We start from the raw sequence: 23,530 nt of genomic DNA on the forward strand, positions 1-23,530 counted from the left end.
TTTCCGTCAAGCCGCCTTCTGCGCCTTCTGCGATGCCGCGAACCGGCCGATGAAGTAGGGCGCCAGCGGAATCGACGTCTGGCCCGTGGCGATCAGTTCGGCCATGGTCTCGCCCACGCCGGGGCTGATGGCGAAGCCCTCGCCGTTGAAGCCGAAGGCGTAGTGCAGCCCCGCCACCTTGGCGCTCGGCCCCATCACCGGTTGCCAGTCGGGGGTGTAGCCCTCGATGCCGCTCCACACGCGGATCAGCTGCACGTGCTCGAACGCCGGCACGAAGCGGCGCAGCTCGCGCAGCTGGCGCAGCACGTTGTCGGGCTTCACATAGGCGCGGATGCGGTCGGCATGCGCGGGCCCTTTCAGGCCGCCGCCGAAGACGATGTTGCCGCGCGCAATCTGCCGGAAGTACAGGCCCTCGGTCTCGATGGGGGACGACAGGCCGATGGACGGCCCGAGCGCGTAGGGCAGGGGCTCGGTCACGCCCATCTGCGGGCCGCGGGCCTCCATCGGCACGGGCTCGCCGAACTGCTCGGCCATGCGGTTGGACCACGCGCCGCAGGCCACCAGCATCTGCGGGGCGCGAAAGCGCCGGCCATCGGCCGTGTGGGCGACGAAGCCGTTGGCGTCGCGCTCCACCTGCATCACCTCGGCATGCTCGACGATGTTCGCGCCCGCACGCCGCGCCGCGCGGGCGAAGGCCGGGCCGGCCAGGCGGGGGTTGGCGTGGCCGTCCTGGGGCGAGTAGGAACCCGCCACCACGCCGGGCGCGAAGATGCCCCAGCGCTGGCGCAACTGCTCGGCGGTGAACAGCTGCAGATCCAGCCCCAGGGGCTTGACGTCGTGCGCGTGCTTTTCGAGCACCGCAGCCTGCTTTTCGGTGTAGCACACGCGCAGGTGGCCGTAGGGCACGAACTCGGCGTCTTCGCCCAGCAGCGACCGGATGCGGCCCCACACGGCGCGCGCGCGGTTGGCCAACGGCATCTGGTGCAGCTCGCGCCCCTGGCGGCGCACGTTGCCGAAATTGGTGCCGCTGGCCTGGCGGCCCACCAGCTCGCGCTCCAGCAGCGTGACGGACAGGCCGTGCTGGCGCAGGAAGAAGGCCGTGGTGGTGCCCATCAGGCCACCGCCCAGCACCAGCACGTCGGTGTCGTGCGTCGTGGCGTTCTGGCTGCCGTGGTTCATGCCTGCACCTCGCGCGTGTTCATCATCAAAGGCTTGACCGGTGCCTGCGACCGCAGGCGGCCCACCTGTTCCACGGGAACGTGGCAGGCGCTCGCGACGATCTCCGCCGCGGCATGGCCGCAAAAGCGCCCCTGGCAGCGGCCCATGCCGACGCGGCTGAAGGCCTTGGCGCGGTTCACTTCCTGGCTGTCCATCTCGGTCACGCAGCGGCGCAGTTCGCCCGCGGTGACGGCCTCGCAGCGGCACACCACGGCCGCATCGGGCAGCGCCGCGGCCTGCGCATGCGGCCAGGGAAAGGCCCGCGCCAGCCCCTGGCGAAAGCGGTCCATCTGGCCCAGCGTGCGGCGCAGCGCGGGCGCCTCCTGGCCGTAGCGGGCGCTGCCGGCGGGATGCTTCAGGTCGGCCAGCGCCGCCAGGGCGGCCAGGCGGCCCGCGGCCTCGGCCCCGTCGGCCCCCAGGATGCGCACGCCGTCGCCCGCCAGGTACACGCCCGGCGTGTTGCTGCGGCCGTCCGCGTCGATGCTGGGCAGCCACTGGCGGCTCACGGGTTCGAAGGCGAACGCGCAGCGCGCCAGATCGGCCAGTTGCGTCTCGGCCCGCAGGTGCCAGCCCAGGCCCACGGCATCGCATTCGAAGCGTCGTTCCTGGCCCTGCGAATCCCGCACGGCCACGGCCTGCACACCCAGGCGGTCGTCGCCGTCGATGGACAGCGGCGCCACGCCCTGCAGCACCGGCACGCCCGCCGCCCGCAGGCCGCGGATCAGCCCCAGGCCGCGCAGCGCGAGCGTGGGCCGCGCCAGCAGGCCCGCGATGGCGGCCCAGGGTTTGGATGCGGGCGCGGTGTCGAGCACTGCCGCCACGCGCGCGCCGGCCTGTACGTACTGCGAGGCCACCAGGTACAGCAGCGGCCCGCTGCCCAGAAAGACGACCTGCGAGCCGATGGCGCAGGCCTGCGCCTTCAGCGCGATCTGCGAGGCGCCCAGGCTGTAGCAGCCGGCGCGGTGCCAGCCGGGCACGGGCATGAGTCGGTCGGTGGCGCCGGAGCACACCAGAAGCGCGTCGAACGGCAGCGTCTGCGGCTTGCCGGCATGCACCACGTGCAGTTCGCCGGCGGTCACGTTCCAGGCCAGGGTGTCGGGCCGGTAATCGACCGATGCGCGCAGGGCGTCGAAGTCGCGGTGCAGCGCCTGGGCCTTGCCGGCCTCGCTGCCGTAGAGCTTGGCGTAGGGCCGCTTGAAGCCTTCGGGCTGGCGGCGGTAGATCTGCCCGCCGTCGCGCCGGCTTTCATCGACCACGGTGGGGCGCAGGCCGGCCTGCACCAGCGCCTGGGCGGCGCGCACGCCGGCCGGGCCGGTGCCGACCACCACGATGCGGGGCGAGCCGGTAGGGTTAGTGATTGGGGTGGCGGTGGGGGTGCTCATGCCGCGTCCCCTTGCGCATGGCGCGCCAGCGATTCGCGCAGGTCCGGCGTCACCGGCCAGTGCGCCGCGGGCGGGTGGGTGAGCACCTCCATGCCGGCTTCGGCCGGGGTGGAGCAGGCGCGCAGCCGATCACCCGAAGGCGTCCACACCCAGCAGTCCTGGCAGGCGCCCATGAGGCAAAAACCCGCGCGCGGGCCGTCGCCGAACTCGCTGTCGCGCACCCGCCGCCCGTGCTGCAGCAGAGCCACCAGCAGGGTGTCGCCAGCGAGCGCGGCGGCAGGCAGGCCATCGATCGTCAGGGCGATCGGGGGGCGATCGGTCTCGGCCAGCCGCACGAAGCGGGCCGGCGGGCGGTGGGCGGTGTCGGGCATGGGCGTCCGGAGGGCGGTCAGCGCTGGTGGGGAAAAAGCCGCTCGATGGGACAGTGCGTCTTGATGAACGGCGTCTTGATGACGATGTAGCTGAAGTACTTGGAGATGCCGAGGTTGCGTTCGAGCAGGTCCTCGATCACCTCCTGGTAATGGTTCACGCCGCGCGTCAGAAAGCGCAGCAGGTAGTCGTAGCCGCCGCTCACCAGGTGGCATTCGAGCACCTCGTCCACCTCGCGGATCGCGGCCTCGAAGCGCGTGAAGTCCTCGCGGCGGTGGTCGGTGAGCGTGACCTCGGTGAACACGGTGAGCGTGTCGCCCAGCTTTTCCAGGCGCAGGTGGGCGCCGTAGCCGGCGATGTAGCCCGCCTGCTCCAGGCGCTTGACGCGGATCAGGCAGGGGCTGGGCGACAGGCCCACCGCGTCCGCCAGGTCCACGTTGGTCATGCGCCCGTTCTTCTGCAGCTGCGCGAGGATGCGCAGGTCCAGGCGGTCGATCTTGAAGGCTTCGTTCATCATGGCGGCATCGGGACGTGAAGGAGGCTTCGATTCTGCGGCGGCGCGCGGTCGCTGTGTTGGCGTTGCTGGGGCGTTGCCGCCGGTTTCAGCCCTTGAGCGCGGCGCGCACGTCGGGCGCGTCCAGCACGTCGTCCAGCGTCTTTCGCAGGCGCTTGAACATTTCGGCGAACTCGTCCTCGGTGTAGGTGAGTGCGGGCGCAAAGCCCAGGATGTTGTCGCCGAAGGCGCGGAACACGATGCCGTTGCGGTACGCCGTAGCCGCGATGCGCTCGGACAGGCCCAGCGCCGGATCGAACCCGCGCCGGGTCGCCTTGTCGCTCACCAGCTCCAGCGCGCCCAGCAGGCCGCGGTGGCGCGAGTCGCCCACCAGCGGGTGCGCCAGCAAGGCATCCAGCCCGGCCGCGAAAGGCGCGGCGCCGCGCTGGCCGTTGGCGAGGATGCCGCCTTCCTCGTACAGCCGCAGCACTTCCAGCGCCACCGCCGCGCTCACCGGGTGGGCGGAGTAGGTGGCGCCGTGGCCGATGGGCGCGCCCTCGGGTGCACCGTCGGCGATGCCGGCGTAGAGCGCGTCCGAGATCACCGTCGCCCCCATGGGCACGTAGCCGGCCGTCAGGCCCTTGGCCAGCGTGAGGATGTCGGGTGACACGCCTTCGGCCTCGCAGGCGAACAGCGGGCCGGTGCGGCCGAAGCCGGTGATGACCTCGTCCACCACCATCAGGATGCCCAGCTCGCGCGTGGCCTCCCGCATGGCCTTGAGCCAGCCCTGGGGCGGCACGATCACCCCGCCCGAGCCCTGGATGGGCTCGCAGAAGAAGGCCGCCACGTTGTCGGCGCCCAGCTCGGCCACCTTGGCCCGCAGCGCCGCCACCGAGGCTGCGATGATGGCCGGGCCGTCCGACGGGTCTGTGGCGCGGTAGGGGTTGGGCGAGGGAATGTAGTGCTGTGTGGGCAGCGGCAGGTCGAACCCGCGGTGGAAGGCGGGCAGGGCGGTGAGCCCGGCGCCCGTGGACGACGAGCCGTGGTAGCCGCGCTCCAGCGCGATGAAGTGCTTCTTGGCCGGCTGGCCGATGGCATTGTGGTACTGCACGATGAAGCGCACGGCGGCATCCACCGCTTCGGAGCCGCCCAGCGTGAAGTACACGTGGTTCAGCGATTTCGGCGTGATCTGCACCAGCTTTTCGGCCAGAAGAATGGCCGGCTCGCTGCTGAAGTGGAAGTAGCCCGTGGCGTAGGGCAGGCGGCGCATCTGCTCGGCGGCGGCCTGGACCACGCTCTCCTGGCCGTAGCCCACGTTCACGCACCACAGGCCGGCGAAGGCGTCCAGCAGCTCGTTGCCCCTGGCATCGGTGAGCCATGCCCCCCGGCCCGAGGACAGCACGGTCGGGCCGCGGCGCTCGTGCGCTCGCCAGGGCGAGACGGGGTGGATCAAATGCGCCCGGTCGATGGCATCGAGCGAGGCGAGCTGGGGCAGGTCGGTGAGTTGGGTCATGGCGGGGTCCGGTCGCGGGCCAAGGGTTCGGTGGCGGTGGTGAGGCGTCTGTCGATGGCCCCAAGGTTAGGCCAGGGGCCGCTGCGCGTGGTGCTGCTTTGGCGGGGTTTCGCGCAGCACGCTGCGGTTGTTGGCGCGGTGGCAGCAGATCGTGCGGTGCCCCCGGGGAAGCTGGCTGCCCGCCGCCATGCGTCAGTAGCCGCGCGAGCGGTCCACCAGCCCCACCATGGGCTCGCCCGCCTCGAACCGGCGCAGGTTGTCGACCACCACGTTGGCGGCGCTCAGGGGCTGGGTCATGCTCGCGATGTGCGGGGTGAGCTGCACGCGCGGGTGCCGCCAGAAGGCGTGCGACGGCGGCAGGGGCTCGGGGTCGGTCACGTCGAGCACCGCCTCGCCGATCTGCCCCACGGCCAGCGCGGCCAGCAGGTCGGTGTCGATCAATTGCGGCCCGCGCCCCACGTGCACCAGCCCGGCACCGGCCGGCAATTGCGCGAACAGGTCCTTGTTCAGAAAGCCCCGCGTGGCATCGGTCAGCGGCAGCAGGCACACCAGGATGTCGGTGCGCGCCAGGAAGGCCGGCAGTTCATGCCGGTCCGCGTAGCAGTGCACGCCGGCGAACTGGTGGCGCGAGCGGCTCCAGCCCGCGCAGTCGAAGCCCAAGCCCCGCAACTGGGCCAGCACCGCCTGCCCCAGCGAGCCCAGGCCCAGCACGCCCACCCGGCGTTCGCTGGCCGGGCGCACCGGCAGCACGCGCCATTCGCCTTGCTGCTGCTGGCGGCGGTACTGGGGCATGTCGCGGTGCAGGCCCAGCACGGCGTGCGTCACGTACTCCACCATGCCCTGCACGATGCCCGGCTCCACCATGCGCACCACGGGCAACTCGGGCGGCAGCGCGGCGAAGTCGAACTGGTCCACGCCCGCGCCCGATGAAAACAGCACTTGCAGCTGCGGAAAGCGCGTGGCCAGGTCCTGCGGCGGCTCCCAGGCCGCGAGAAAGCGCACCTGGGCCGGGTCGCCGATGTCGGGCCAGATGCGAAAGTCGATCTCGGGCGCGCGGTCGCGGAACACGCCGGCCCACTGGCGACCGCGCACGGGGTCGGATTTGTAGAGAAAGGTGGTGGGGGTCACGGCAAGGCCCGGCAGGGTGGATCGTCGAAGGGGCGGGCTCAGCCCAGCGCCTGGGTGACCAGGGCGAACAGCCGCGGGGCGCCGTGCGGGGCGTCCGATGCGGTGGGCAGGGTGCCGCCGCGCACCATGGTGGTGGGCGCGTCCACGCGCAGCAGGCCGATGCTCTCCAGCCACTCGGCCAGGCCGCTGTCGAAATCGATGTCGATGCGCGTGAAGTGGCCGGCGTTCATGCCGGCCAGGTGGGCGATCAGCGCCTTGGCGCTTTCCGCATCCGGCGCCACGACGGGGCCGATGGCATGCCCGCGGCCGAAGCGCCGCAGCAGCGCGAAGCCGCGCTGCTCGCCGTCGTGGTCCAGCACCACGCAGGCATCGCTGCGGGCCAGCAGGTCGTCGATGAGCGCATCGCGCGGCATGCCGCGCGCCTGGGCGTCGAGCCGGTGCAATGCGGCCGCCTCGTTCAGGCCGGAGGGGCGCAGGCGCCAGCCGGGGGGCAGGGCGATCAGCGGCGTGGGCCGGGCCACGCCCTGGTGCTGGCGCACCTCGCCCGTGCGCACGAAGCCCAGGCGCTCGTACAGGCCGCGCCCCTCGGCGGTGGCATGCAGCAGCACCGTGTGGCCGTCCAGGCCGTCGAGCAGCGTGGTCATCAGGCGGTGGCCGATGCGGCGGCCCTGGCAGGCCGGGGTGACGAGCACCAGCCCGATGGTGGCGTGCCGATCGCCCCACTTCCAGCGCTGGGCGGTGGCGATGGTCTGCCCGTCGCGCTCGGCCACGAGGCCCTCGGAATGCGCGAACACCTGCTCCCAGTCGGCCAGCCGGTGCGGCCAGCGCAGTTCGGCCGACAGCGCCTGCGCCTGCGGCAGGTCGTCGGGCGTCATGGGGCGCAGCAGCACGCCGTCCTCGGCGGTGGCAGGGGTGGCGGGCAGGGCGGTGGAGAGCATGGGCGGCGTCCTCGTTGCGAAGGGATTGGGCGTCTATCTTGGACGACATCGGCAGGCCGCACCACCCCGAATTCGGGTTTGCCCGCAACTTGCAAGCTTCGTCTGCCGGGCGCGTGCGTTTTGCAATTCGCTGCGGTGACGCGGGGCGTTACGGGCACAAATGCTGGACCTTCCTGCCTAGCATCGAAGCACCTTTTTCCAACTGCGCGCAGCCCCTTGCGCGCCCCCGTTCCATGCTGCTTTTCGATCCCCGGTCCATCGCCGTTCCTGCCGGCCACTTCATCGGCGGGCACCTCGTGCCCGATGCCGGCCGCATCGCCGTGCTGCGCCCCTCCGATGGCCAATGGCATGCCGACCTGCCGCTGGCCGATGCCGCCACCGTGGACGCTGCGGTGCAGGATGCGTGGCAGGCCTGGCGCACCACGGACTGGGCGCGGCGCGCCCCGCGGGAACGCGCCCGCGTGCTGCGCCGCTGGGCCGACATGATCGAGGCCGACGGCCCGCAACTGGCGCCGCTGGAGGCCGTGTGCTCCACGCGCCCGGTGCGCGATGCCGCTGCGTGGGACGTGCCCTTTACCGCCGAAGGGTTGCGCTTTTTCGCCGAGTACGCCGACAAGCTCGGCGGCGAGGTAGCCGCCACGCGGCACGACCACCTGGGCATGGTGGTAGCCGAGCCCTACGGCGTGGTGGGCGCCATCACGCCGTGGAATTTCCCGCTGGTGATGATGTCGTGGAAGGTGGGCGCCGCGCTGGCCGCAGGCAACGCGGTGGTGCTCAAGCCGTCCGAGATGACGCCGTTTTCCGCCGTGCGGCTGGCCCAGCTGGCGGTGGAGGCGGGCGTGCCGCCCGGGCTCTTCAACGTGGTGCAGGGCGATGGCCGCACCACCGGCGATGCCCTCACGCGGCACCCCCGGATCGCCAAGATGACCTTCACCGGATCGACGCGCACGGGCGCCGCCATCATGGCCACCTGTGCGCTGCAGGGCCCCAAGCCCGTCACGCTGGAGCTGGGCGGAAAGAGCCCGCAGCTCGTCTTCGACGACGCACCCGATATCGACCGGCTGGCCGGCCTCATCGCCGGTGCCATCACCGGCAACGCGGGCCAGGTGTGCGTGGCGGGGTCGCGGCTCATCGTGCAGCGCGGCATCGCGCCGGAGCTGGTGGAGCGCATCGGCGCGCGGTTCGCCGCGCTGCGGCCCGGCGCCACCTGGGACGACACCGCCACGCTGCCGCCCATCATCTCGGCGCCGCAGGCCGCGCGCATCCTGGACATCGTGGAGCGCGCGCGCGACGCGGGCGCGCAGGTGCGCTGCGGCGGGGGGCTGTTCGACGACGTGGCCGGCGGCGTGGCGGCCGGTGCGTACTTCCAGCCCACGCTGCTCGAAGGCGTGGCGGCCGACAGCCCCGCCGTGCAGGAAGAGATCTTCGGCCCCGTGCTCACGGTGCAGACCTTCGACACCGAGGAAGAGGGCCTGGCCCTGGCCGCGCACGCGCACTACGGCCTGGCGGCCGGCGTGCACACCGCCGATATCGGCCGCGCGCTGCGCGCCATGCGCGGCATCAGCGCGGGCACGGTTTGGATCAACCGCTACGGGCGCAGCGCGGACTTCGTCATTCCCACCGGCGGCTATCACCAGTCGGGCATCGGCAAGGACCTGGGCCGCCAGGCCGTGGAGGCCAACCTGCGCTTCAAAAGCGTGCTCATCGACTTTGCTGCAGCGCACTAACGGTGCGTTGCCGCACGCCGGCGGTGCAGACCGCATGGCATGCCGCAAGGCCCCCGGCAAACCGCAGCTTTCGCGCGCCGCACCCCTGCATTTCCCTATGACACCCGCGAAACCGCGTGCTTCAATCACTTCGTAATGACACTGTCGCAAACGCCGAATAAGGCGCTGCGAACCGCCCCGGTCGGTGACCGGCCCAACCCGAGGATTCCGAGACCATGACCTTCCGTCCCAAGTACGTGACCTTCGACTGCTACGGCACGCTCACCCGCTTTCGCATGGGCGAGATGACGCGTGAACTCTTCGCCGACCGCATTCCGGCCGAGCGCATGGAGCAGTTCATCGCCGACTTCAGCGCCTACCGCTTCGACGAAGTGCTGGGCGACTGGAAGCCCTACGAAGTGGTGCTCAAGAACGCCGTGCGCCGCCTGTGCAAGCAGTGGAAGATCCAGTACCTGGACGCCGACGGCCAGAAGTTCTACGACGCCGTTCCCACCTGGGACCCGCATGCCGACGTGCCCGCAGGCCTGGCCAAGGTCGCCAAGGAGATCCCGCTGGTGATCCTGTCCAACGCCTCCGACGACCAGATCCAGAAGAACGTCGCCATGCTCGGCGCGCCGTTCCACCGCGTGTACACCGCGCAGCAGGCCCAGGCCTACAAGCCGCGCCTGAAGGCGTTCGAATACATGCTCGACTCGCTGGGCTGCGGCCCGCAGGACGTGCTGCACGTGTCCTCCAGCCTGCGCTACGACCTGATGTCGGCCGACGACATCGGCATCAAGAACAAGGTGTTCGTGAACCGCGGCCACGGCCCGGGCAACCCGGCCTACCACTACGTGCAGATCGAAGACATCGGCGGCCTGCCGGGCGTCGTCGGCCTCTGAGCGATCTTTACCTTCCTTCCCACAGCCCGCACGCCCCTTGCCATGAAGCTCGAGTCCTACTGGAACGATTCGGTCCCGCCGCTGGCGCTGGCACCGCACGATCTGCCGCGGCAGGTCGATGTCGCCATCGTCGGCGCGGGCTTCACCGGCCTGTCGGCCGCCCTGGCCCTGGCCCGGCGCGGCGCGAGCGTGGCGGTGTTGGAGGCGGGCGCCAGCGTGGCGCCCGAGGCATCGGGCCGCAACGGCGGCCACGTCAACAACGGCCTGGCGGTGGACTATGCCGAGGTGGCCGCCAAGGTCGGCGTGGCGCAGGCCCGGGCCTGGTACCACGCCTACGACGCGGCGGTGGACACCGTGGACCGCATCGTGCGCGACGAGGCCATCGACTGCGATTTCCTGCGCCACGGCAAGCTCAAGCTCGCCACTCGGCCCCACCACCTGGAGGCGCTGCGGCGCAGTGCCGAGCGGCTCATCGCCGACGGGGTGGATACCGACGTGGAGATTCTCGACGCCGCCCGGGTGCGCGCCGAGGTGCAGAGCGACCGGTTCGAAGGCGGGCTGCTGTACCGGCGCAGCGCGCAGATGCACATGGGGCGGTTCGCCCAGGGGCTGGCCCTGGCCGCCCAGCGTCAGGGCGCACAGATCCACACCGGCACCTGCGTGGACCGCATCGAGCGCGTGCAGGGCCAGGTGCACCGGCTGCACACCGCGCGCGGCGCGGTGCAGGCCAGCCAGGTGCTGCTGGCCACCGGCGCCTCGCGCCACGGCGGCTACGGCACGTTCGGCTGGCTGCGCCGGCGCATCGTGCCCATCGGCAGCTTCATCGTGGTGACCGAGCCGCTGGGCGCGGCGCGCGCGCAGGCCTTGCTGGCCGAGCGGCGCACCTACGTCACCATCGCCAACATCCACCACTATTTCCGCCTCACGGCGGACCACCGGCTGGTGTTCGGCGGCCGGGCGCGCTTTGCCATCTCCAGCCCGCAGCAGGACGCCGCCAGCGGCGAGATCCTGCGCGCCGGCCTGGCGGAAACCTTCCCGCAACTGGGCCGCGTGCGCATCGACCACTGCTGGGGCGGCCTGGTGGACATGACGCAGGACCGCCTGCCGCACGCCGGCGAGCGCGATGGCCTGTTCTATTCCATGGGCTACAGCGGCCACGGCACGCAGATGTCGGTGCACATGGGCGAGCGCATGGCCGCCGTGATGGCCGGCGATGCTGAGGCCAATCCCTGGCGCGGCCGCGACTGGCCCGCCGTGCCCGGCCACTTCGGCCCGCCGTGGTTCCTGCCGGCGGTGGGGCTGTACTACCGCCTGAAGGACCGGCTGGCCTGACGTCCCAGCGGGCGCCTGCCACCTTCCCTTGATTCGCACCATTCCAAGATCCCCGTTCACCCCCCCACTGCCACCCGTCACAGGAGCATCACCATGAGCGACAGCCGCACCCCGTTCGACACCCTCGTCGGTCCCCAAGAAAGCCTTCGCGTGATGGACTCGCTGCGGCGGGGCGCCACGCGCCGCGACGTGCTCGCCATGCTGGTGGCGGGCGGCATGCAGGCCACGCTGGCCGGCGGCCTGGCGGGCATGGCGGTCACCGCGCATGCGCAGACGCCCCGCCGCGGCGGCCGCATCCGCGTGGCCGGCGCCACGGCCGCGGCCACCGACACGCTGGACCCGGCCAAGCAGTCCAACCAGACCGACTATTCGCGCGGCACCATGCTCTACAACGGCCTGTTCGTGCTGGACGGCTCGCTCACGCCGCAGCCCGCGCTGGCCGAATCGTCCGCCACGCAGGACGCCAAGACCTGGGTGTTCACCCTGCGCAAGGGCGTCACCTTCCATGACGGCAAGGCCCTGTCTCCGGCCGACGTGGTGTTCTCCATCCTGCGCCACAAGGACCCGGCCACCGCCTCCAAGGCCAAGGTGCTGGCCGACCAGATCGAGACCGTCAAGGCCTCGGGCCCGAACGAGGTGACCATCGAGCTGAGCGCGCCCAACGCCGACCTGCCGGTCATCCTGGGCACCTTCCACTTCCACATCGTCAAGGAAGGCACCACCGACTTCAACGCCGGCATCGGCACCGGCCCCTACAAGCTCAAGGAGTTCAAGCCCGGCGTGCGGTCGCTGATGGTGCGCAACGACGCCTACTGGAAGCCCGGCAAGCCCTACCTGGACGAGATCGAGTTCGTGGGCATTGGCGACGAGAGCGCCCGCGTGAACGCGCTGCTGTCGGGCGGCATGGACCTGGTGGCCTCGGTCAACCCGCGCGCCGTGGCACGGGTCAAGGGCACGCCCGGCTACGCCATCTTCACCACGCAGTCGGGCCAATACTCCGACCTCATCCTGCGCAAGGACATGGGCCCGGGCGCCAACCCCGACTTCATCCTGGCGATGAAGTACCTGTTCGACCGCGAGCAGATGAAAAAGAGCATCGCGCTCGACTACGCCGTCATCGCCAACGATCAGCCCATCGACCCGACCAACCGGTTCTACTTCAAGGACCTGCCGCAGCGCACGTTCGACCTGGACAAGGCCAAGTTCCACCTGCAGAAGTCGGGCGTGACGGGCAAGGTGCCCGTGGTCACCTCGCCGGCCGCCATGTACTCGACCGAAACCGCGCTGCTGCTGCAGCAGTCGGGGCAGCGCATCGGCCTGGACCTGGACATCAAGCGCATGCCGGCCGACGGCTACTGGTCCAACCACTGGCTCAACAGCCCGGTGGGCTTCGGCAACGTGAACCCGCGCCCCAGTGCCGACACCATCCTGACGCAGTTCTTCAAGTCCGACGCGGCCTGGAACGAGTCGCGCTGGAAGAGCCCGCAGTTCGACCAGCTGCTGCTGGCCTCGCGCGCCGAGACCGATCTGGCCAAACGCCGCCAGATGTACGCCGACATGCAGACCATGATCCACCAGGACGCCGGCATCGGCATTCCGCTGTTCCTGGCCAGCATCGACGGACATTCCACCAAGCTCAAGGGCTTGTCCCCGATTCCGCTGGGCGGCCTGATGGGCTACTCTTTCGCCGAGCACGTCTGGCTCGAAGCCTGACGCCCCGCACGCCCCGAGCACTGGAAGCCGCCGCGCCATGAACCGTGTGATTCTCAAGCTCCTGGTCCAGCGGATCCTGCTGGCGCTGCTGTCCCTGCTGGCGGTCTCGGTGATCGTTTTCTCGATCACTGCCGTGCTGCCGGGCGACGCCGCGCAGGAGCAGCTGGGCCAGGACGCCACGGTCGAGGCCCTCGCCGCGCTGCGCGCCCAGATGGGGCTGGACGTGCCGGCCCCGCTGCGCTATCTGCGCTGGCTGGGCGGCATCGTGCGCGGCGACCTGGGCCAGTCGGTCACCACGCAGATGCCGGTGGGCGAGCTGGTGGCCAGCCGCCTGCCCAATTCGCTGCTGCTGGCGGCCGTGACCGCGCTGTTCTCGGTGCCCATCGCGCTCACCCTGGGCATCGCCTCGGCCGTGTGGCGCGGCTCGTGGTTCGACCGCCTGGCCTCGTCGGCGGCGGTGGCCGTGGTGTCCGTGCCCGAGTTCCTGGTGGCCACGCTGGCGGTGCTGGTGTTCGCCGTCAAGCTCAAATGGCTGCCCGCGCTGTCCTACGTGAGCGACATCGAATCGGTGGGGCAGATGCTGCGGGCCTTCGCCATGCCCGTGCTCAGCCTGTGCTGCGTGATCGTCGCGCAGATGATGCGCATGAGCCGCGCCGCCGTCATCGACCAGCTGGAGGCGCCCTACATCGAGATGGTGCGCCTGAAGGGCGCCTCGCCCCTGCGCATGGTCATGGCCCACGCGCTGCCCAATGCCATTGGGCCGATCGCCAACGCGGTGGCGCTGTCGCTGTCGTACCTGCTGGGCGGCGTCATCATCATCGAGACCATCTTCAACTACCCCGGCATCGCCAAGCTCATGGTCGATGGCGTGACCCAGCGCGACATGCCGCTGGTGCAGACCTGCGCCATGATCTTCTGCGCGGGCTACCTGATCCTGGTGACGGCGGCCGACGTGTGCGGCATCCTCGCCAACCCGCGCCTGCGCCACCGCTGACCACACCGAAGGGCCGACCCATGGATTCCCTGACCCACCCTTCCGGCCCGCCCGCCACGCCGCGCCACGCGGTGCGCCGCTGGCTCTCGGGCTTCGGCATCTCCGGCCTGATCGGGCTGGCGGTGCTGCTGTGCTGGATGCTGGCCGCCCTGGCCGGTCCCGTGCTGCTGCCGGGCTCGCTGCAGGCGGGCGGCGGCTCCGACGTGTTCGCGCCGATCAGCGCCCAACACTGGCTGGGCACCGACTACCTGGGCCGCGACATGCTGGCGCGCGTGATCGACGGTGCGCGCTACACCGTGGGCGTGGCCTTGCTGGCCACCCTGCTGGCCAGCGGCACGGGCACGGCCCTGGCGCTGTTCGCCGCCGCCATGGGCGGCAAGGTGGACACCATTCTGAGCCGCGTGCTGGACACCCTCACCGCCATTCCCAGCAAGATGTTCGCGCTGATCCTGGTGGCCGGCTTCGGCTCGTCCGTCGCCATGCTGGTGGCCACGGCGGCGGTCATCTACATCCCGGGCGCCTACCGCATCGCGCGGTCGCTGGCCGTCAACATCAATGCGCTCGACTACGTCACCGTGGCGCGCACGCGGGGCGAGGGCACGCTCTACATCATGCTGCGCGAGATCCTGCCCAACATCGTCGGCCCCATGCTGGCCGACCTGGGGCTGCGCTTCGTCTACGTGGTGCTGCTGCTCGCCGGCCTGAGCTTCCTGGGCCTGGGCATCCAGCCGCCCGCGGCCGACTGGGGGTCGCTGGTGCGCGAGAACATCGGCGCGCTGCCCGACGCCGGCGCCTCGGTCATCGCACCGGCGCTGGCCATCGCCAGCCTGACCATCGCGGTCAATCTCGTCATCGACAACCTGCCGGGCCGTGCGGCCCGCGAACGCGGAGGGCGTTGAACATGGGGGCATCCGTTGTCGTCCAAGACCTGAGCATCACCGCGGGCGACCAGACGCTGGTCGATGCGCTGAGCTTCACCATCGCGCCCGGCGAGGTGCTGGCGCTCATCGGCGAATCCGGCTCCGGCAAGACCACCACGGCGCTCGCGCTGATGGGCTACGCACGGCACGGCTGCACCATCTCCGGCGGCAGCGTGCGCATCGGCGACGTCGACGTGCTGCACCTGGCGCCCGCCGCCCAGCGCGCGCTGCGCGGGCGCACCGTGGCCTACATCGCGCAGAGCGCCGCCGCGTCGTTCAACCCGTCGCGCACCATCATGGACCAGGTGGTCGAGCCCACCCGCATCCACGGCACCCTGAAGCGCGCCGAGGCCGAGGCCAAGGCGGTGCAGCTGTTCCGCGAACTCGCGCTGCCCGATCCGGACACCATCGGCGACCGCTACCCGCACCAGGTCTCGGGCGGGCAGCTGCAGCGGCTGATGGCCGCCATGGCGCTCATCACCGACCCCGACCTCGTCATCCTCGACGAGCCCACCACCGCGCTGGACGTGACCACGCAGATCGAGGTGCTGCTCGCCTTTCGGCGCGTGGTGCGCGAACGCCGCGCCACCGCCGTCTACGTGAGCCACGACCTCGCCGTGGTGGCGCAAATGGCCGACCACATCCTCGTGCTGCGCAACGGCCGGATGCAGGAGGTGGACACCACCGCGCACATCCTCGCCGCGCCGGCCCACCAGTACACCCGGTGCCTGCTGGCCGCCGCGCGCCCCACGCCGCGCGTGGCCGAGCACTGCCGGGGCGAGGGCGAGCTGCTGCTGGATGTGCGCGACCTGTCCGCCGGCTACGGCCCGGTGGATGCCACCGGCCGCCCCGCCTCGCTCATCCTGGAAGACATCAACATCAAGCTCTACCGCGGCCAGGCCATCGGCGTCATCGGCGAATCGGGCTCGGGCAAGACCACGCTGGCGCGCGCCATCGCCGGGCTCATCCAGCCCTGGCATGGCACCATGCTGTTCGGCAACTCGGAACTCAAGACCACCCTGGGCGCCCGCACCAAGGAAGAACTGCGCCGCATCCAGATCGTGTTCCAGATGGCCGACACGGCGCTCAACCCATCGCACACCATCGAGCGCATCCTGGCCCGGCCGCTGCAGTTCTACAAGGGGCTCAAGGGCGAGGCGCTGCAGCGGCGCATCCGCGAGCTGCTCGACCTGGTCAAGCTGCCGCACAGCGTGGCGGACCGCCTGCCCGGCGGCCTGTCGGGCGGGCAGAAGCAGCGGGTCAACCTGGCCCGCGCGCTCGCGGCCGACCCCGACCTGATCTTGTGCGACGAAGTGACCTCCGCCCTCGACACCGTGGTGGGCGCCGCCGTGCTCGACCTGATGGCCGAGCTGCGGCGCGAGCTGGGCGTGTCGTACCTCTTCATCAGCCACGACCTGCACACCGTGCGCTCCGTGTGCGACGAGATCGTCGTCATGCAGCACGGCCGCAAACTGGCGCAGGTGGCGCGCGCCGACTACGACCGCGGGCCGCACCACCCGTATTACGAACTGCTGGCGCGCTCGGTGCCCGAGCTGCGCCAGGGCTGGCTGGAGGAGAGGGCCGGCGCACCGGCCGTGCTGGCCGCAGCGGCCTGACAAACAGGCGATCCCTACCGGAGACACCCCATGCACCCCATCTTCCGCATCGCCGTGATCCCCGGCGACGGCATCGGCAAGGAAGTCATGCCCGAAGGCCTGCGGGCCATCCAGATCGCGGCCGAGCGCTTCGGCTTCGAACTGGAATGCCGCACCATCGACTGGGCCAGCTGCGATTACTACGCCGCCCACGGAAAAATGATGCCCGACGACTGGAAGGCCCAACTCGCCGGCGTGGACGCCATCTTCTTCGGCGCCGTCGGCTGGCCCGCCACCGTGCCCGACCACGTGTCCCTGTGGGGCTCGCTGCTCAAGTTCCGCCGCGAATTCGACCAGTACATCAACCTGCGCCCCGTGCGCCTCTTCGAAGGCGTGCCGTGCCCCCTGGCCGGCAGGAAGCCCGGCGACATCGACTACTTCGTCGTGCGCGAGAACACCGAGGGCGAATACACGTCGCTGGGCGGCATCATGTACGAGGGCACCGACCGCGAGATCGTCATCCAGGAATCGGTCTACTCGCGCCACGGCGCCAACCGCCTCTTGAAGTTCGCCTTCGACCTGGCGCAAAGCCGCGCCAAAAAGCACGTGACCCTGGCCACCAAAAGCAACGGCATCGCCATCAGCATGCCCTGGTGGGATGCCCGCGCCGACGACATCGCCAAGGGCTACCCGGAAGTGACGCTGGACAAGCAGCACATCGACATCCTCACTGCGCGCTTCGTGCTCCAGCCCGGGCGCTTCGACGTGGTGGCGGCCACCAACCTGTTCGGCGACATCCTCAGCGACCTGGGGCCCGCCACCACCGGCACCATTGGCCTCGCGCCTTCGGCCAACCTGAACCCCGAGCGCACCTTCCCCAGCCTGTTCGAGCCCGTGCACGGCTCGGCGCCGGACATCTACGGCAAGAACATCGCCAACCCGATCGCCATGATCTGGTCGGGGGCGCTGATGCTGGACTTTCTGACGCAAGGCCAGGGCGCGGGAAGGCAGGCGCACGATGCCATCGTGGCGGCGATCGAAGAGGTCATCAGGACCGGACCGAAGACGCCCGACTTAGGGGGCACGGCCAACACCACGCAGGTGGGCGAGGCCATCGCCGCGTGCATCGCCAGGCGCTAGCCCATCGGCCCTGCCATTCCTTTTGCTATTGAATTTGTAGCACGATGCCCTAGTGTTATTTGCACTGGAGCCCGATTCCATTCAAACCCCATTCCTTTCCTCCCATGCCCCTGACTCTCACCCGCCCCGACCTGATCCGCAGCGCCAACTTCATCGCAGGGCACTGGCACCCCGGCCCCGGCGCGCGGCTGCCCGTGACCGACCCCGCCACCGGCGCCGTGATCACCGAGGTGCCCGACTCCGGCGCCCCCGAGGCCCGGGCCGCGCTGGAGGCCGCCCATGCCGCCTTCCCCGCCTGGCGCCAGGTGCCGGCCAAGCAGCGCGTGGCCATCATCAAGCGCTGGAACGATGCGGTGCTGGCCCACCAGGACGACCTGGGTGCGCTCATCTCCCTGGAGCAGGGCAAGCCCCTGGCCGAGGGCAAGGGCGAGGTGGCCTACGCCGCCAGCTACATCGAATGGTTCGGCGAACAGGCCACGCGCATGAACGGCGAGGTCATCCCCGCGCCCGTGCCCGGCCGGCGCATGTTCGCCCTGAAGGAGCCCGTGGGCGTCGTCGCCGCCATCACCCCGTGGAACTTTCCCGCCGCAATGATCGCCCGCAAGATCGCCCCGGCCCTGGCCGCTGGCTGCACCGTGGTCTGCAAGCCGGCCGAGGACACGCCCCTCACGTCGCTCGCCCTGGTGCTGCTGGCCCACGAGGCCGGCGTGCCGCCTGGCGTGCTGAACATCGTCACCGCATCGCGCGAGAAGACGCCCGAGGTGGTGGACGTGTGGCTCGACGATGCGCGCGTGCGCAAGATCACCTTCACCGGCTCCACACCCGTGGGCAAGCACCTGGCGCGTCGCAGCGCCGACACGCTCAAGAAGCTCTCGCTGGAGCTGGGCGGCAACGCGCCCTTCATCGTGTTCGAGGATGCTGACGTGGACGCGGCCGTGGAAGGCTTCATGGCCGCCAAGTTCAGAAACGGCGGCCAGACCTGCGTGTGCCCCAACCGGGTGTTCGTGCACGCCAAGGTGCATGCCGAGTTCGCGCAAAAGCTCACCGCCCGCGTGGCGGCCTTGAAGGTGGGGCCGGCGAGCGACCCCGCCTCGCAGATCGGGCCGATGATCAACGCCCGGGCGGTGGAGAAGATCGAGCGGCACGTGCAGGACGCCGTGGCCAAGGGCGCGAAGGTGCTCACGGGTGGACAACGCCTGACCGAGCTGGGCGCCACCTACTACGCCCCCACGGTGCTGGAGAACGCCGATGCGACCATGGCCTGCGCCTGCGAGGAGACGTTCGGGCCGGTGGCGCCGCTCACGCGCTTTGACAATGAAGAAGAAGTGATCGCCGCCGCCAACGACACGCCGTTCGGGCTGGCCGCGTACTTCTACAGCCAGGACGTGCGCCGCATCTGGCGCGTGGCGGAGGCTTTGGAGTCGGGGATCGTGGGCATCAACGAAGGGGCGCTGGCGGCGGAGGCGGCGCCGTTCGGGGGTGTGAAGGAGTCGGGCTACGGGCGCGAGGGATCGACGCACGGGCTGGAGGATTATCTGCACACGAAGTATGTGTGCCAGGGCGGGCTGGGGTGAGGAGAAGGGCGCTTTCGGTGAGGTGGGTAGCCTAAATGCGGCGAGCTATGTTCATTCCGGCGATGCCATTGAATATTAGACGCATGTTGAGCGTCTCCTAAGCAGCGACTGCTGTCTTTCGGGCGGCACCTATGGACCGACGGCCGTCGACCCGGGAGCAGTCATCGAAGAGGTTGGCATGCCACCGCTGAACGAAAGTCAAATGCTACTGGTGCTTGGTAGACGTACTCGCAGCGGTACTGTTGGCTTAGTTCGGCGAACCCTGCGTCCGGCCGCGCGCCGACAGTTTTTCTGCTCCTCGCTGCCGACTTTGAGCTTGCACAGGTAGGATTCGAGTTCATCGGCATCAGTCACGGCGCGCGATGACCTCCAGCACAGTCCGGGTGAAGATGCGGGCAAGCAGGCGAGAACTGCCCAGAGAATTCATTGATTGGGGCAGCGGGTTGTCCGTGTAGCCTTTTGACGGGCTGTGCCAGCGTCGCAGACTACCGGCCCGAGTACGCGACAGATTCAGGATGCACCGCCGATGCATGGCCAGGGCAACCACTGAGCCTTTGCCGTCCTCGAAAAGGTCCAGGCGTCAGCTCGTCATGATCGTTACTCGAGTTCAAGTTGATCGCGCTCTCTCCGGGGCTAAAGCGCATTCTGAGCGGAGCTGCAGACATCGCTGGGGGCTGCAGAGAAGTCTGGCGCGGTGTGTGCGGGAGCCGTGCATGCTGACTGCGAGCGCGTCGCGGCGGTTCGAGAGTTGAGTGCCACAGTCGCCATTGAGGTACCGAACCGCGCGGAAAAAGGCCTTGGTCTGAAGCCACATGCGCTCGTGAACTCATGTTGTCGCCGCGTAGCACCAGCGGCGATTCTTGCCGCCTTTTCTTGCTCGGTGACCAGGAAACAGGCAGCTATCGGCGTTTCCGCTGCCGAGCGAGCTTCGCCTTAGCCAATATCGCTGCAAACGCGATCACTCGCTCAATGGACCCGGTCTCTTCTATGCACTGATTTAGAAGTCTGCCGACGATGCCATCTTCAAAATCGGACTTGATAGCTTCGTTCGTCGCCGAATCCAGAGACCATTCCTCCAAATGCTGTTTTGGTACGGAAGGAACTAAGAGCTGGCGCTCTTCGGCAAATCCCAAGGATTGCTGGCTTGCTCTGACAGATGGCGACGGCTGGGTGGCACGTGCGGTGCGAAATGGTTCGCCTGGCAGTTGATCGACAGAGATCGCTTCCAAGTTGCTCTTGCGTTTGGCTAGTACGGTCTGGCCGAAAGGTAAGCGGCACCACTGCCATAGCGAGTCTCCAACGCGATACTGCTTGCCAACAGGCTTGAGCAGGCCGAGGCCGACCATCGCCAAATCATCCCCGAGGCAACCGATTGAGGCGAGTTGACTGGCAGGGGGTGTCCACCGAGCCAAGTCAGGATAAGAGAACGATTCCCTTGCTATGCCGCAAGCAACATCGGCCAGGCGCTTTGCCTCTTGCACGATGTATTCGCGATCTTGCACATGCCAATTAGGCTCGTTCTCCGCAGGCACTCCGAGAAGCGCGCCGGCCATGGTTGCAATCGTGTCGGTATCTGAAGCCAGTTCGTTTGCGGCTTGGACAAGTGCTGCGTCAGGCGATCCATTTCGATTCATGTAGGCGAGCACCAGGGCCGCGATTGCCGTCTTCAGGCCGGCCCCCCTGAAATCTTGCGTTGTGCAGCCAAGCGCTTCCAAAACCGATCCGTACTCGCCGGGCTCCATCGACTTGGCAGCCTTTTGCACCTTCTTTAGGTCGAGCATCGCCTCGTCTCGTGCATGATCCAAAGCCGTCTCCAGGCTGACGCCCGACTGTTCCTCCCACGCGGATCGCCAGAACGATGTGAGCTGCGGATCCCTGTCGATGATATTTGCGATCTCCGGGAACGTATCAACAAAGCTTTCCCACTCGTTGGGCGGCGGGATCGCGCCGGCCGTCATCGTCGCGTGCAGAGATAGCGCGTGGAACACGGCGCCGCAAAAACCCTGAGGATGTCCGTGGGTGACCAATGCGTCTCTTAAAACAGAGAGGACTAGATCCAACGCAGAGCCTTTGGCGCTCCAGACGTGAGGCTGAACGCGCATCGCAGCCCCGTTGCCGCCACCTTTGACGTACTGTTGCGAGCCAGAGTCAAAAAAATTTGAGAACCAAGACGTACTGCGGCGCGAAAGGCTTAAAGCTGCAGCCTTCGTGCCCAATCCGCCGCCCAACGCATAGGTTGGCCAGACGGTTAGTTCGATCTTCGCAAAGGCTTCGGCGTCAAAAGCGCCGTCTCCGCGAATGCATCGGGAAACCGCGAGTCTGAGCTGTGTGTCGTCCGAATAAGTCCCAGCAGGCAAATCGACTTTTGGTCCAGTACGCCCCCCGATCACTCGCATCCACTCAACCGGTCTGGAGACATGAGCGCTTCCGCTCCGCCTTTTGACGTTCTCCGAGCCATGGGATAGCTCGGTAATCCAGCCAAGCGCATCGCCAGCGGCTGCCCACAGCGCAGATCGCACAACCATGCGTTCGCGATCCTGCGCTCGTCGATCTGTCCGCTCCAGCAATGTGTTCAATTCTTGCATCCCATGAATTTTGCCGGATCGATGCTGACCTGAACATCCGGCAGCCCGCATTCCCTCAGCCATCCCCTCGCTTGGTCGTGGTGATCGCCCTCCATGACATAAATCCTACGCAGGAATGCGGTGCTCACCTGGTGCGGGTAGAGCGTCTCGGCTTGCTCGCAGGTCGGCAGGCGATCCACGCGCGCTCCGCGCTGCACAGACCAAGTCTGCTTGCGACGGATACGTGGGTCGAACAGCGAGTCTAGACCAGCGAGACCGTCGCGGCGCACGCAGTGCTCGTACGCGTTGTTGGTGGTGGTGAATACAACGCCATCATGCGTCATAAGTATTGGGTCAAATGCGAGGATGCCCCACCAGATGTCGGCATCTGCGTGCCAGCCCAGAGAGAACTCGAAAAACCGGCGGTTGATCTCTGAAATTGACAGGTTGACATAGTCCAGCCAGTTCTGGCTCTTGTCGAAGAATTCGGCGGCTTCAGGCCGCGTAGCGGAATTGACGTGGAGCACGTGCTCGAGGTACTTCTCTTGGGGAAGAATGTGTCGCGAGCGAAGTGCACCGGAGAAAAGGATTCCCACGATCCCACGGTTCGTGGTGAAGTGTAGTAACTCGGTGATGCCGCGGCGCTGAACCTCGTCGGCGATAGTCATACGTCTTCCTGCTTGTATGTACCGTCGGCGAAGAATTGGATCAAGTCGGACTCTTCCCCGGGCTTGTAGCCGATGACCACGTGCTTGCGTGCGCGAGCCACTGCGACGGCGAGCAATCGGCGAAGCACCCACAACTGGTCATCGCGATCTTCGTCGCCGTGTGGCGTGCTCTTGTCGCTCAGGCCGAGGATGAACACGTGGTCGAACTCCAGGCCCTTTGCAGAATGGAACGTCGAAATAGCCACGTTCTCCGGTCCCTCTGGCCACTCTGGTTCACGGGTGATGTCCACGAAGGGAATCCTAGCCGCCTGAAGCCGCTGCTTCATGAAATCGAACCAGCCGCCGGCCTGCGGCTTAAGGAAGGCCACCGACTCATGCGTAAGATCGATGTTTTTCTGGATGAAGTCGATCGCCCAGGAAAGTTGATCCCGGTAAAAACCGCGCAGCACGACTGGCAGGGGGCCTGTCGTTTGGGCGGCAGTCAGGTTGGGAAGCGCGCCGTCGCCTTCTACATTGAGACCGTCAAGGATCCCAGATGCAAACGCCGCAATTTGCGATGTATTTCGATGATTCATCACCAACCGGTACGAGCGGTCACCTCGAACATCGAATCCCGCTTCCGTCCAGGTGAATCCGCGTGCGTAGATTCTCTGCACCGTGTCGATAACAAAGGTCAGCGTGTGCTCCGGGGCCAAGTGATGGCGGATCGCTCGCAACTGGTTCGCGGAGAAATCCTGGCTCTCGTCAATCACAACAACCTCGTAGCCGAGTGATGGAATTTGGCGTCCCATCTCAACCGCAAGAAGGTTCCAGTCGAGTTCCTGTCGGCTTGCGAGCCATTGCTGGTAGGGGAGGATGACCTCGTCCAGTATGCGGCGGCGCAGCGCTCTGTCGACCCTAGGCTGAGCCCCGCGACCGGTACGCTCAACAGTTAGGTACTCTTCAAGGTTTTCCGGCAGGAACCGACCCATAGCGTATTCCGCTTCTTTCGCCACGTAGTCGCTGGCCAACGTGCCAATACGGGCGCTTAATGCGGCCAAGTGCTCGCGGGCCTCCGAGGCAATCGCGGGCCGGCCAAGCTTCTCCATCGCCCATTTGGAGAAAGTTGCGACCTCGAGCTGCACGTTGAGGCCGAGATCGATTTGGCTCTGCGCAAGCGCGCTGACATAGCCAGACAAGGTCCGGTTGAACGTCAGGACCAGCATCTTGACGGGTTCGGTGTTCCCGACGCGCTGATGACGCTCCAGTGACATATGGCTTTGTTGCACAAACCCGAAACAGGCCGAGATAACCCCTACCCCAGATGCAGCTACGCCACGGCAGCGGCGGGCACCGTGATCGGGCATCCCAACTGCGTGAAGCGGTTGAGCAGTGCCACACG

At 68.3% G+C, this 23,530-nt stretch carries 19 protein-coding genes; 9 read left to right on the forward strand and 10 right to left on the reverse strand.

Annotated elements, in window-relative coordinates:
* Positions 1-6: 6 nt before the first annotated feature.
* From AVKW3434_RS21555 to AVKW3434_RS21585, 7 genes are all read right to left on the reverse strand, one after another.
* Complete coding sequence (locus tag AVKW3434_RS21555; RefSeq protein ID WP_284398949.1) at positions 7-1,179, reverse strand: NAD(P)/FAD-dependent oxidoreductase; 1,173 nt, start codon at positions 1,177-1,179, stop codon at positions 7-9.
* On the reverse strand, positions 1,176-2,600 hold the full coding sequence (locus tag AVKW3434_RS21560; protein ID WP_284407457.1) for an FAD/NAD(P)-dependent oxidoreductase: 1,425 nt from the start codon (positions 2,598-2,600) through the stop codon (positions 1,176-1,178). The genes AVKW3434_RS21555 and AVKW3434_RS21560 overlap by 4 nt, the downstream gene beginning before the upstream one ends.
* On the reverse strand, positions 2,597-2,971 hold the full coding sequence (locus tag AVKW3434_RS21565; RefSeq protein ID WP_284407458.1) for a (2Fe-2S)-binding protein: 375 nt from the start codon (positions 2,969-2,971) through the stop codon (positions 2,597-2,599). Before AVKW3434_RS21565 ends, AVKW3434_RS21560 begins: the two co-directional genes overlap by 4 nt.
* Positions 2,972-2,988: 17 nt before the next feature.
* Positions 2,989-3,483, reverse strand: coding sequence for an Lrp/AsnC family transcriptional regulator (locus AVKW3434_RS21570; RefSeq protein ID WP_272553201.1), 495 nt, complete (start codon positions 3,481-3,483; stop codon positions 2,989-2,991).
* An 88-nt stretch (positions 3,484-3,571) separates the two neighbouring features.
* Positions 3,572-4,975: an aspartate aminotransferase family protein gene (locus AVKW3434_RS21575; RefSeq protein ID WP_284407459.1), complete on the reverse strand. Its 1,404-nt coding sequence runs from the start codon at positions 4,973-4,975 to the stop codon at positions 3,572-3,574.
* 192 nt (positions 4,976-5,167) lie between these two features.
* Positions 5,168-6,103: a 2-hydroxyacid dehydrogenase gene (locus AVKW3434_RS21580; RefSeq protein ID WP_284407460.1), complete on the reverse strand. Its 936-nt coding sequence runs from the start codon at positions 6,101-6,103 to the stop codon at positions 5,168-5,170.
* A gap of 38 nt (positions 6,104-6,141) precedes the next feature.
* Positions 6,142-7,041, reverse strand: a complete 900-nt coding sequence (locus tag AVKW3434_RS21585) for a GNAT family N-acetyltransferase (protein ID WP_284398936.1) — start codon at positions 7,039-7,041, stop codon at positions 6,142-6,144.
* Between the two features lie 233 nt (positions 7,042-7,274).
* Here AVKW3434_RS21585 and AVKW3434_RS21590 point away from each other — a divergent pair, with 233 nt between their 5' ends.
* The 9 genes from AVKW3434_RS21590 to AVKW3434_RS21630 all read left to right on the forward strand — a co-directional run bounded on the left by AVKW3434_RS21590 (position 7,275) and on the right by AVKW3434_RS21630 (position 18,917).
* Positions 7,275-8,768: an aldehyde dehydrogenase family protein gene (locus AVKW3434_RS21590; protein WP_284407461.1), complete on the forward strand. Its 1,494-nt coding sequence runs from the start codon at positions 7,275-7,277 to the stop codon at positions 8,766-8,768.
* A 215-nt stretch (positions 8,769-8,983) separates the two neighbouring features.
* Positions 8,984-9,649 (forward strand): haloacid dehalogenase type II, encoded by a 666-nt coding sequence (locus tag AVKW3434_RS21595; RefSeq protein ID WP_272568388.1) that lies wholly within the window; start codon positions 8,984-8,986, stop codon positions 9,647-9,649.
* 42 nt (positions 9,650-9,691) lie between these two features.
* The gene (locus AVKW3434_RS21600; RefSeq protein ID WP_284407462.1) at positions 9,692-10,981 is read left to right on the forward strand and encodes an NAD(P)/FAD-dependent oxidoreductase; all 1,290 of its coding nucleotides are present in this window, start codon (positions 9,692-9,694) and stop codon (positions 10,979-10,981) included.
* Positions 10,982-11,074: 93 nt separating this feature from the next.
* Entirely contained in the window at positions 11,075-12,694 is a 1,620-nt protein-coding gene (locus AVKW3434_RS21605; protein ID WP_284407463.1) for an ABC transporter substrate-binding protein, read from the forward strand.
* Positions 12,695-12,731: 37 nt separating this feature from the next.
* The gene (locus AVKW3434_RS21610) at positions 12,732-13,688 is read left to right on the forward strand and encodes an ABC transporter permease (protein WP_272568392.1); all 957 of its coding nucleotides are present in this window, start codon (positions 12,732-12,734) and stop codon (positions 13,686-13,688) included.
* A gap of 20 nt (positions 13,689-13,708) precedes the next feature.
* Entirely contained in the window at positions 13,709-14,587 is an 879-nt protein-coding gene (locus AVKW3434_RS21615) for an ABC transporter permease (protein WP_284398926.1), read from the forward strand.
* A 2-nt stretch (positions 14,588-14,589) separates the two neighbouring features.
* Positions 14,590-16,224 (forward strand): ABC transporter ATP-binding protein, encoded by a 1,635-nt coding sequence (locus AVKW3434_RS21620; protein ID WP_284407464.1) that lies wholly within the window; start codon positions 14,590-14,592, stop codon positions 16,222-16,224.
* A 30-nt stretch (positions 16,225-16,254) separates the two neighbouring features.
* Positions 16,255-17,343 carry a tartrate dehydrogenase gene (locus AVKW3434_RS21625; protein WP_284407465.1) on the forward strand — a complete coding sequence of 363 codons (1,089 nt, stop codon included), beginning with the start codon at positions 16,255-16,257 and terminating at the stop codon, positions 17,341-17,343.
* A 104-nt stretch (positions 17,344-17,447) separates the two neighbouring features.
* A complete protein-coding gene (locus AVKW3434_RS21630; RefSeq protein WP_284407466.1) occupies positions 17,448-18,917 on the forward strand; it encodes an NAD-dependent succinate-semialdehyde dehydrogenase in 1,470 nt (489 codons plus the stop codon).
* Between the two features lie 899 nt (positions 18,918-19,816).
* On the opposite strand, the gene AVKW3434_RS21635 is transcribed toward AVKW3434_RS21630, so the two are convergent.
* The 3 genes from AVKW3434_RS21635 to AVKW3434_RS21645 all read right to left on the reverse strand — a co-directional run.
* The gene (locus AVKW3434_RS21635) at positions 19,817-21,502 is read right to left on the reverse strand and encodes an ADP-ribosylglycohydrolase family protein (protein ID WP_284407467.1); all 1,686 of its coding nucleotides are present in this window, start codon (positions 21,500-21,502) and stop codon (positions 19,817-19,819) included.
* Positions 21,490-22,149 carry a DarT ssDNA thymidine ADP-ribosyltransferase family protein gene (locus AVKW3434_RS21640; RefSeq protein WP_284407468.1) on the reverse strand — a complete coding sequence of 220 codons (660 nt, stop codon included), beginning with the start codon at positions 22,147-22,149 and terminating at the stop codon, positions 21,490-21,492. The genes AVKW3434_RS21635 and AVKW3434_RS21640 overlap by 13 nt, the downstream gene beginning before the upstream one ends.
* Positions 22,146-23,530, reverse strand: a 1,385-nt coding sequence (locus tag AVKW3434_RS21645; RefSeq protein ID WP_284407469.1) for a 3'-5' exonuclease, incomplete at its 5' end; no start/stop codon positions are given. The genes AVKW3434_RS21640 and AVKW3434_RS21645, both read right to left, overlap by 4 nt.

Origin of the sequence: Acidovorax sp. SUPP3434, assembly GCF_030159015.1 — a bacterium.
Classification (GTDB): Bacteria; Pseudomonadota; Gammaproteobacteria; order Burkholderiales; family Burkholderiaceae_C; genus Paracidovorax.